Source organism: Sphingorhabdus sp., from assembly GCF_044239045.1.
In the GTDB taxonomy this organism is placed as follows: domain Bacteria; phylum Pseudomonadota; class Alphaproteobacteria; order Sphingomonadales; family Sphingomonadaceae; genus Sphingorhabdus_B.
Genome location: NZ_JBIICD010000029.1, coordinates 1 through 8,470, shown reverse-complemented (window position 1 = coordinate 8,470; position 8,470 = coordinate 1). Strand labels below are relative to the sequence as shown.

9 protein-coding genes are annotated in these 8,470 nt (G+C 55.1%); 7 read left to right on the top strand and 2 right to left on the bottom strand.

Translation table 11 applies throughout. The features are described 5' to 3' along the window. Window positions 1-1,372: DUF885 domain-containing protein (locus tag ACILP4_RS09410; RefSeq protein ID WP_395620466.1), on the top strand; the 1,372-nt coding region annotated here is incomplete at its 5' end. Between the two features lie 170 nt (window positions 1,373-1,542). Here the strand turns inward: ACILP4_RS09410 and ACILP4_RS09405 are convergent. Both ACILP4_RS09405 and ACILP4_RS09400 read right to left on the bottom strand, forming a co-directional pair. Beyond that, on the bottom strand, window positions 1,543-2,313 hold the full coding sequence (locus ACILP4_RS09405; RefSeq protein ID WP_395620465.1) for a hypothetical protein: 771 nt from the start codon (window positions 2,311-2,313) through the stop codon (window positions 1,543-1,545). Window positions 2,314-2,362: 49 nt separating this feature from the next. After that, window positions 2,363-3,730 carry a cytochrome P450 gene (locus ACILP4_RS09400; protein WP_395620464.1) on the bottom strand — a complete coding sequence of 456 codons (1,368 nt, stop codon included), beginning with the start codon at window positions 3,728-3,730 and terminating at the stop codon, window positions 2,363-2,365. Between the two features lie 681 nt (window positions 3,731-4,411). On the opposite strand from ACILP4_RS09400, the gene ACILP4_RS09395 reads away from it, so the two are divergent. The 6 genes from ACILP4_RS09395 to ACILP4_RS09370 all read left to right on the top strand — a co-directional run. Continuing rightward, complete coding sequence (locus tag ACILP4_RS09395; RefSeq protein ID WP_395620463.1) at window positions 4,412-4,729, top strand: MarR family transcriptional regulator; 318 nt, start codon at window positions 4,412-4,414, stop codon at window positions 4,727-4,729. A 101-nt stretch (window positions 4,730-4,830) separates the two neighbouring features. Further along, on the top strand, window positions 4,831-5,589 hold the full coding sequence (locus tag ACILP4_RS09390) for a metallophosphoesterase family protein (RefSeq protein WP_395620462.1): 759 nt from the start codon (window positions 4,831-4,833) through the stop codon (window positions 5,587-5,589). Between the two features lie 428 nt (window positions 5,590-6,017). Further along, window positions 6,018-7,307, top strand: a complete 1,290-nt coding sequence (locus ACILP4_RS09385) for an arylsulfotransferase family protein (RefSeq protein WP_395620461.1) — start codon at window positions 6,018-6,020, stop codon at window positions 7,305-7,307. Then, complete coding sequence (locus ACILP4_RS09380) at window positions 7,298-7,525, top strand: hypothetical protein (protein ID WP_395620460.1); 228 nt, start codon at window positions 7,298-7,300, stop codon at window positions 7,523-7,525. The genes ACILP4_RS09385 and ACILP4_RS09380 overlap by 10 nt, the downstream gene beginning before the upstream one ends. A gap of 5 nt (window positions 7,526-7,530) precedes the next feature. Further along, the gene (locus ACILP4_RS09375; RefSeq protein WP_395620459.1) at window positions 7,531-7,917 is read left to right on the top strand and encodes a hypothetical protein; all 387 of its coding nucleotides are present in this window, start codon (window positions 7,531-7,533) and stop codon (window positions 7,915-7,917) included. Further along, the coding region (locus tag ACILP4_RS09370) for a sulfotransferase (protein WP_395620458.1) at window positions 7,883-8,470 on the top strand (588 nt) is incomplete at its 3' end. The genes ACILP4_RS09375 and ACILP4_RS09370, both read left to right, overlap by 35 nt.

The window sequence follows — 8,470 nt, the reverse complement described above, 5'->3', positions numbered from 1 at the left end:
TCACCGCGTCGACACTAAGTCCGACGCGCGTGCCTATGTCAGCCGCCTCTATGGCCTTGGCCCTGGCATGATGGAGGCGATCGCCCAAGCCAAGACGCGCGCGGCGAACGGCATTATGCCCCCCAAATGGGTTTTTCCTTATGTCATTAATGACGCGCGCAATGTTATCACTGGCGCGCCCTTTGACGATGGTCCTGACGCGCCATTATATGCCGATTTCAAGGGCAAGGTGGCCAAGCTCAAAATCAGCCAGACCGAAAAAGACCTGTTAATCGCTGACGCGGCGCAGGCGCTGAACGCATCGGTAAAGCCTGCCTATGAGGCGTTGATTGCCGAAATGACGGCGCAGGAAAAGGTCGCCGGAGCCGACGACGGTGTCTGGCGCTTCAAGGATGGCGCAGGCTATTATGCCGAGCGCCTCGCCAATTATACCACGACCAATATGACGCCGGACCAGATCCACAATCTGGGCCTCGCACAGGTCGCGCGCATTCATAAGGAAATGCGCGTCGTCCAGAAAAAGATGGGCGTGAAGGGCGATCTGCAGGCTTATTTCAACTATATGCGCACCGAGCCCAAATTCTACGCGCCCGAAACCGCGGAAGGTCGTGCCCTCTATCTGTCCGAAACGCAAAAGGCGCAGGACGCGGTCACCCCCCTGCTGCCAAAATGGTTTGGCGTTTTGCCCAAGGCACCTTTGGTCGTGAAGCCCGTTGAGGCCTTCCGCGAGAAATCAGCTGGCAAGGCATTTTACCAGAGCCCGAGCCCCGACGGCTCACGCCCCGGCACTTATTATGCCAATTTGTACAAGATGGCGGATATGCCGCTGACCGAAGTGGAGGCGCTGTTCTATCACGAAGGCGTTCCCGGCCACCACATGCAGCGCGCAATCCAGACCGAACTAAAAGACGTGCCCGCATTCCGTCAGTTTGGCGGCGTCACGGCCTATTCAGAAGGCTGGGGCCTGTATGCGGAGAAGCTGGGTAAGGATATGGGCCTCTACACCGATCCGGCGCGCGATTTTGGCCGGCTGCAGCTGGAACTGCATCGCGCGATCCGCCTGGTGGTCGATAGCGGCCTGCACCACAAACGCTGGACCCGCGAAAAAGCGATTAAATATGTTGAGGACAATAGCGCCGATGCGCCTGGCGGCATCGTCAAGGCGATTGAACGCTACATCATCTACCCCGGCCAAGCGACCGCCTATATGGTTGGCCGCCTGAAAATCAGCGATCTGCGCGACAAGGCGCAAAAGGCGCTGGGCAAGAAATTCGACATACGCGGCTTCCACGACACGGTGCTGAAATCAGGTCCGGTGCCGTTGGATGTGCTCGAAGAGCAAGTCGATGGATGGATTGCCTCGCGGAAGTGATTGGGTGGGGGCGCCCAAACATGGCGCTCCCAACTGATAAGGCAATGTCCGCTTCGTGGGCACCGTCGCTCCAGCGCAGGCTGGAGCCTATCTCGCTTATCCTTTTAGACTGACAGGCGTGATGGACCCCAGCCTGCGCTGGGGTGACGGTGGGTTAACGTTTGAGATGCTTACTCGCCTTCCCCATCAACCGCCCGGACCCCGAAATCAAAGCGGATCCGGACCCACACACCCAATTGCGGCTTGTTGTCGATGCGCGGGGGCTTTACCAAAAACTGCCACGCGGCGAGGCGCAGCGCCTTGGCCAGGCCTGTCCCGCGCGGGTTTTCGCCGATGATCTGGCAATTTTCCACACGATTACGTTCGATCATGCGGCACGCGATTTCTGCCGACGCGCCGGGCGGGATGCGTTTGACCGTAGCGAGATAGGGCGTAAGTTCGCTGTCATAGGGTTCGCGCAGCCACGCCACAGGATAAAGCTGCGCCCCGCCGGGGCCAAGGCCGGGGCCCATCATGCCCTTCGCGCCTTGACCGCTGCCTTTACTTTCGCCCGCGCCCGCGCCGCCGCTCGCTGGCAATTTTGACAGGTCCATCGCGTCAAAGTCCGACTTACTGAGTTTGATTAAATCAGGATTGGGCGGAGGCGCTTGGACTGGATTGACGGGCGGAAGCAATGGCTTCGGGACCGGCGGCGTGGCGGTGCTTTTCTGCACTTTGGCGACAGGCGTTTGCGTTTCGCTCTTTTCGGCCGATGACGCACTCTCCGCCTCAAGGGAGAAGGTGCTGAGTGCGCGTGTGCCTGCCGCAGGCCCGCCCGCGCGCATGCTGAGGCTCAATATCGCCAATATAATGATGACCTCAAGCAGCAGCGCGATGGCGAGGCCAAGCCCGCGCCGCCGTAAGTCGTCACGGCTCCAATCTGTCTGTTCTGAATAGGCCATGCGTGCAGCGCGCAGCTTTAGTGCGCTGGGCGCCGCTTGCAATCCCGCATTATAGAGGCGTGAACCGGACCTTCAGCCCATCCTTGGGCTTGGGGATCGGCCAAGCCTGCCAATCGGGCGCATAGCCATCGGCAATCTCGACCTTAACCGACGTCAGCAAGTGGTGCATGAACAGCTTGGTCTGCATATACGCAAAGTGCAGGCCAAGGCACATATGCGCGCCGCCGCCAAAGGGCACCCACGCATATTTATGCCGCGCCTTCACCTTGTCGGCGGTGAAACGCATGGGATCAAATTCATGCGGGTTCGGCCAATATTCTTCCATCATGTGGACATAAGACGGGCTGATGCTGACCGAAGTGCCCTTGGGAATATGATAGCCCATGAAATCAAAATCACGCAGCGCACGGCGCGGGATCGACGGCACCGGCGAAATCAGGCGCAGCGATTCTTTAAACGCATACTCGGTCAGCTCGAACTTATCGAGGTCGGCAAAGGCGATGTCCGATCCCGCAGGCCCAATCGCGAGGCACTCTTCGCGCAATTTCTGCTGCCATTCGGGATGTTTCGCGAGATACCAGATCATCGACGTCACCGACGATGTGATCGTGTCATGCGCCGCCATCATCAGGAAGTTCATGTGGTCGATCAACTCGCCGTCGGACATATATTCGCCGTCCTCGCGCTTGGACCGGCAGAATTGGCTGAACATATCCTGCCGGTTTTCATTGCGGCGGCGTTCCGCGATTTGCGGACCGAAATAATCGATGAGATATTTGCGGCCGGCAACGCCTCTGCCCATCGGCGTGAACGGCAATGGCGCGCGGATGGGCGCGACAGATGCTTGGACCATGTCGACAAAGGCCTTGTTAATCTTGTCTGCCTCTGGCCCCAATGGGATGCCTAAGAAACTGCTCGCCGCGACATCGAGCGTCAGTTGCTTGATCGCCGGATAGAACAACATATCGCCGCGCCAGTCCTTCAACTGCTCGGCAAAGATGCGGTTCATGTCTTGCGTATAGGCGCGCATCGGTTCTGGCTTGAACGCAATGCCCAGTGCGCGGCGGTCCATGCGGTGGTGGTCGAAATCCATCAACATCAATCCGCGCGGGAACAATAGGTTCAGAACCGGGCCCCAGCCTTGCTCCGACGAAAACAGCTTTTCACGGTCAAACAGCAATAGCTCATTGGCCTCTGCACCCACCAGCGACACCGTTGGATTACCAAAGGCGTTGGTGCGGAACACCTTGCCATAGGTTTTGACCATATGCGCGCCATAAGCGGGCGGGTCGCGCAACACGCGAAAAGTCGTGCCAATGATCGGCGGACCATTTTCACCGGGTATATGGGAAAGGTCACCAATCTTAGTGCGCGGCACCCAATGCGGGTTTGCAGCTTCGCTATGGGCAAGGGCCATGGGCTTGTTTCCTCATTTAATTGCGCGGTTAAGGCTTACTGCCATGGATGTTAATAGCGCGCAAGTGGGGTGTGGGTGTGGGGAAGAATGGGTGTCGTCAAGCAGGCGCATTCAAGCAGGCAGGTGCCTTGGATTACGCGGGCGGCGTTCGCAATTGCCCCGATGCGCAAGGGCGCACCTGGGTCACGTCTGGCGGTTAGGGGGTGGAGCCGCCGAAATCTAAGCGCTGGGTGCGGCGGGGCTCTCCACCCACAGTCCGCGATTATTTTTAATGAGGCGCACGCCGCAGTGCCGGCAGGGTGCGGCAAATGTGTCGCCATTGTGCCGCACGCGTCTTTTGTCGCGCTCGTGGCGGCCCTTTCGACAATTAAAGTATCGTTTTACAAAAGAAAGCATGATTTTACATATAATGTAAAGGCGATGGGTTTAAGTAAAATATTTTTATTAAAATGATTATTTTCTAAATCATTAAATATCTGTTCACCCGGCGTGATTTCTGAGGTTCCGATTTCAACCCAATAAAGACGCCTCGCATCAGTACCGCCCCATGCGGTGCTAATTTTTTATATGATGCGCGTGCGGGGGGTAAATATGAAAACTTAACTTAAAAAGACTTCGTTGAATTTTTTAACACATCACCCAGACGCTCAACCCTAAAATGTAATTTAAAAGCGGGGTTATATGGGTAAACAGGTCGAAATGGGGCAACTTGAACGCATTAGGATCATTGAGGATGACCTTCGCGTCCGCCTCATCACGTGTGAGGCGGAGATTTTGTTGTTCCTGAAGGACAATAGGGGCCGTAAAATCCGAGACTTATGCGACGCCTCAAAATACTCCCACGTCACCATCCACGACTATATTCGCAAGCTTACGGAAGCCGGCATCATTGCAAAGGATGCCTTCGACGGTGACGGCCGGCGCGTACGCTACACTCTGATGGAGAAGGCGGACAAAGTCTTAGACGACCTATACGGCCAGATAGAAAATGTGAGATAATCGCGCCGCGCCTGCGCCCGGCCTTCTCCAGCACCCAGCATCGCCTGCCCCGTCTCCGCATCTTGTCGGATACGCAAATGCGTCTATATCGGCGGCCAGCTATGCGAAACTTCTTTCAGAAATTACTCTCCCCGACGCCGCAGCGCGCGGCGACGCGCGTCCCCGACGGGCAGCGCGTATATGCGGTCGGTGACATTCACGGCTGCGCCGACCTCTTTGGGCACCTCATCTCCGCCATCGAGGCTGACGACCGCGCGCGCGGGCCGTCTGAGACGACGGTCATACTGCTCGGAGACTTGGTGGATCGTGGCCCCGACAGCCGCGGCGTGATCGACGCCGCGCGCGACTGGAGCCAGAGGCGGGCCGTGCGCATCCTGTTTGGCAATCACGAAGAAATGTTCCTGAAGTCGCTCGAAGATGAGGGCGTCCTGCGCCAATTCATCCGCTTCGGCGGAAAGGAGACCATCCTCTCCTACGGCGTCACGCGCGACGAATATCTGGAGATGACGGTCGAGGAGTTGCAGGCGGCGATGGCGGCGCGCATTCCTTCCGAAGACCTCGACTTCATGCGCGGCTTTGAGGATATGATTGTCATTGGCGACTATATATTCGTGCACGCCGGCATTCGGCCCGGCGTCGACCTCGACAGCCAGACGCCCGCCGACTTGCGCTGGATACGCGAACCGTTTCTGAGCCACGCATCTCAAGAGGGGAACTGCGTCGTGCACGGCCACACCATCACCGACGCGCCCGACGTGCGTCCCGGGCGCGTCGGCATCGACACGGGCGCCTACTCTTCTGGGCGGCTGACCGCCATTGGCCTAGAGGGCGCGGAGCGGTGGTTTATAGAGGCTAAGTGAGGCGGGCAGGGGCCGCTCGACATTAGCTGGCTATGTTATGTTCGCAGCTTCGCTGATTGGCGGGTCACTCATATTCGGACTATTCAATTCACCCCCGAACAATGGCGCCACCGCCTATTGTCAAAACAGCCGAGGTTATCGGCATGCGAAGCAGCCCTCCGTATATCAACGAAATGCTTGACGCATCAGTCGATCTAGGCTCATTGTGGCCGTACAGGTCAAAAAAGGTGAACTCAATGCAACCTTTCCTTTGTTGTTTCGTTTATCTAAAAGCGCCCAAATTCGGGCTGATTCGTTCAACCTCCATTTAACGAATATCTAATACTTAGGCTTGGCACCTACATCGACGTTTATGAACTGCAACAATGCTTAAAAAATTTCACAAACTGATGGAGCGATCCATCCCGCTTTGGTTCGTAGGACAAATAATGCTGTTGGGCTTCTTGGCCACAGTTGTTATCGCGTGGGCCGCACAAGATGCGGCCAACGGCAAACGGCAGTCGGGAATAATCGGAGCCACAGCAAACAAGCTTGCGGTTGTTCCCACCGTTATCGCCGCATGGTGGGCTGATGATGCCGGACAAGTGATTGTCAAAGCCCCTACGACACAGCCTGCCGGATGGTCTCGCATTTTGTCTGCTAACGATCAGGATGCTGGTTACTTGCTACTGTCGCGGTTTGATTGGCAAACACAGCGGTATGTGGCCGAGTTGGTTGATGTATCGAACGGCGTCGTTGTCCGTCGCTATCAACCTTTGCGAACCGTAGGTGAGAGCAATGAACCACTCCGGCGATGGCTGGTAAGCTTAGATCCTGCAGAGGGACGTATGGCGAGCCGGATGTTTCATCCCTATCTCACGGCAGACGGCGGGTTGGTGTATCAAAACGCATCGCCGCTAACTGCTATCGACGTTTGTGGTCGAACAAAATGGACAATTCCGGGGCACTTCCATCATTCGATCGAGGCTGATGCGGATGGCAATTACTGGGTACCTGCAACTCTTGCAAAGGCCAAGCAGCCGGGAGTGTCTGCGTCTTTTGAAGAAAATGCGATCGCGCATATTTCTGCCGACGGGAAAATTTTAAGCAGAACTTCGTTTTACGACATTTTGAAAGCAGCGGGGCTGCTATTCCTTCTCGACCGGCGCCCTTATTCGGACGACCCGTATCACCTTAATGATATCCAACCCGCTTTGGTCGATGGACGATATTGGTTGAAGGGCGATATTTTCATCAGCGCACGGCACTTGTCGCTTGTCATGCTTTATCGGCCGTCTACCGGAAAAGTTCTTTGGTGGCGTGAAGGCCCATGGCAGAAACAACATGACGTCAACATTTTAGACGATCACCGGATTTCCATTTTTGACAATCACACGAAATCTGCCAGCCCGCGCGATATCGTAGACGGCACCAACCAGATCCTCATTTACAATTTTGAGAATGATGCCGTTACGCCCTGGTCATCAAAGGCGTTTCAACGACAACGAATAGCTACCCCATTTCAAGGCCGTGGGTTGATCGTTGACAATGGTGATGCGGTTGTTGAGGAAACAAACCTTGGCCGGGTTATGCGTCTTGCGGTCGATGGAACAATTAAATGGCAATATATCAGCGCTACGCCAAATGGGGATAGATTGATGTTGGCGTGGAGCAGGTATATCTCGGGTGACATTCACGCATCGGCCATTACCGCAGCAAAGGAAGCAAAATGTATTTAAAACAGTATCTGTCTTTGGCGGCAATGATGATGCTTGCAGTCGGGTTCGAAAGCCCGGCCCATGCATATCTGGGGCCAGGCGTGGGCCTGGGCGCCATTGGCGTCACGCTGGGTGTTATCGCAACCTTCGTTTTGGCGTTTCTCGGCTTGCTCTGGTATCCACTGAAACGAATGCTCAAAGGCATCAGGACAAAGGGTCCGAAAGAACCCAAACCCTGATCCTGATGGGCACCGTGGTTTTTGCATGGTCATTGTTAACCGCTGCGGCGCTCGTTTCGCTGGAACTTGTTGTCCGGTTGCCGTTCAATCGCCTTCTGACGCACTCTTGGAATAGTGTTGCAATGGCCAGTCGCATCATTCGCTACAAAAAAACACGTGATTTCAGAAAAGAACTCGCATTTCGGATGTTGGCAATCCGCATGCTATGTAACACCCTATCAATCATCGTGCTATTTCTGTTCGTCGCAGCGCCTATGATGACAGCGTTGGCAGCAGGAGATTTTCTAGACATTGCAATGGGTGTGTATATGACGGACTGGTATTTCCACGGATTTCTGCTGATTGTAACCATATTTTATGCTGTCGCCCGACGATCAATCAACCAACGTTAGATATGGGCGGTTCGATCGGTTACTGCACAATGTTGCATTAGGTTTCACGCCGTTTCTAGAACTATCATTTGATATTGAAACCGCAATTTTCGAAAAAAAAACCGAACCGCTTACCGCACAAAAACCTGTATTCATTTGTGGGTTGGCGCGATCAGGAACAAGCCTGCTACTGCGAAAGCTTCACGAAACTGGTGGTTTTTCGTCGCTTACCTATCGTGACTTGCCATTCCCGTTGGCACCAAATTTATATGCACGTTTGCAAGGCAATACATCTCGACAAGTTGTTACGCATGAGCGGTCCCATGGCGATGGCTTGACCCATGACCTCGAAAGTCCCGAAGCCATAGAGGAGTTATTTTGGGGGATGCGATGCCACAAACTATTTCGGCGGAACACCCATCTGTCTGCTATGCAAGCCGACTGGGAAACAACCGAAGCGTTCAAAAAATATGTTAAACTTATTATCTTACGGTACGGCCGGTCGCGTTATCTATCCAAAAACAACAACAACATTTTGCGATTGAGCAGCATCTTGGCCGCGTTCCCAGATGCG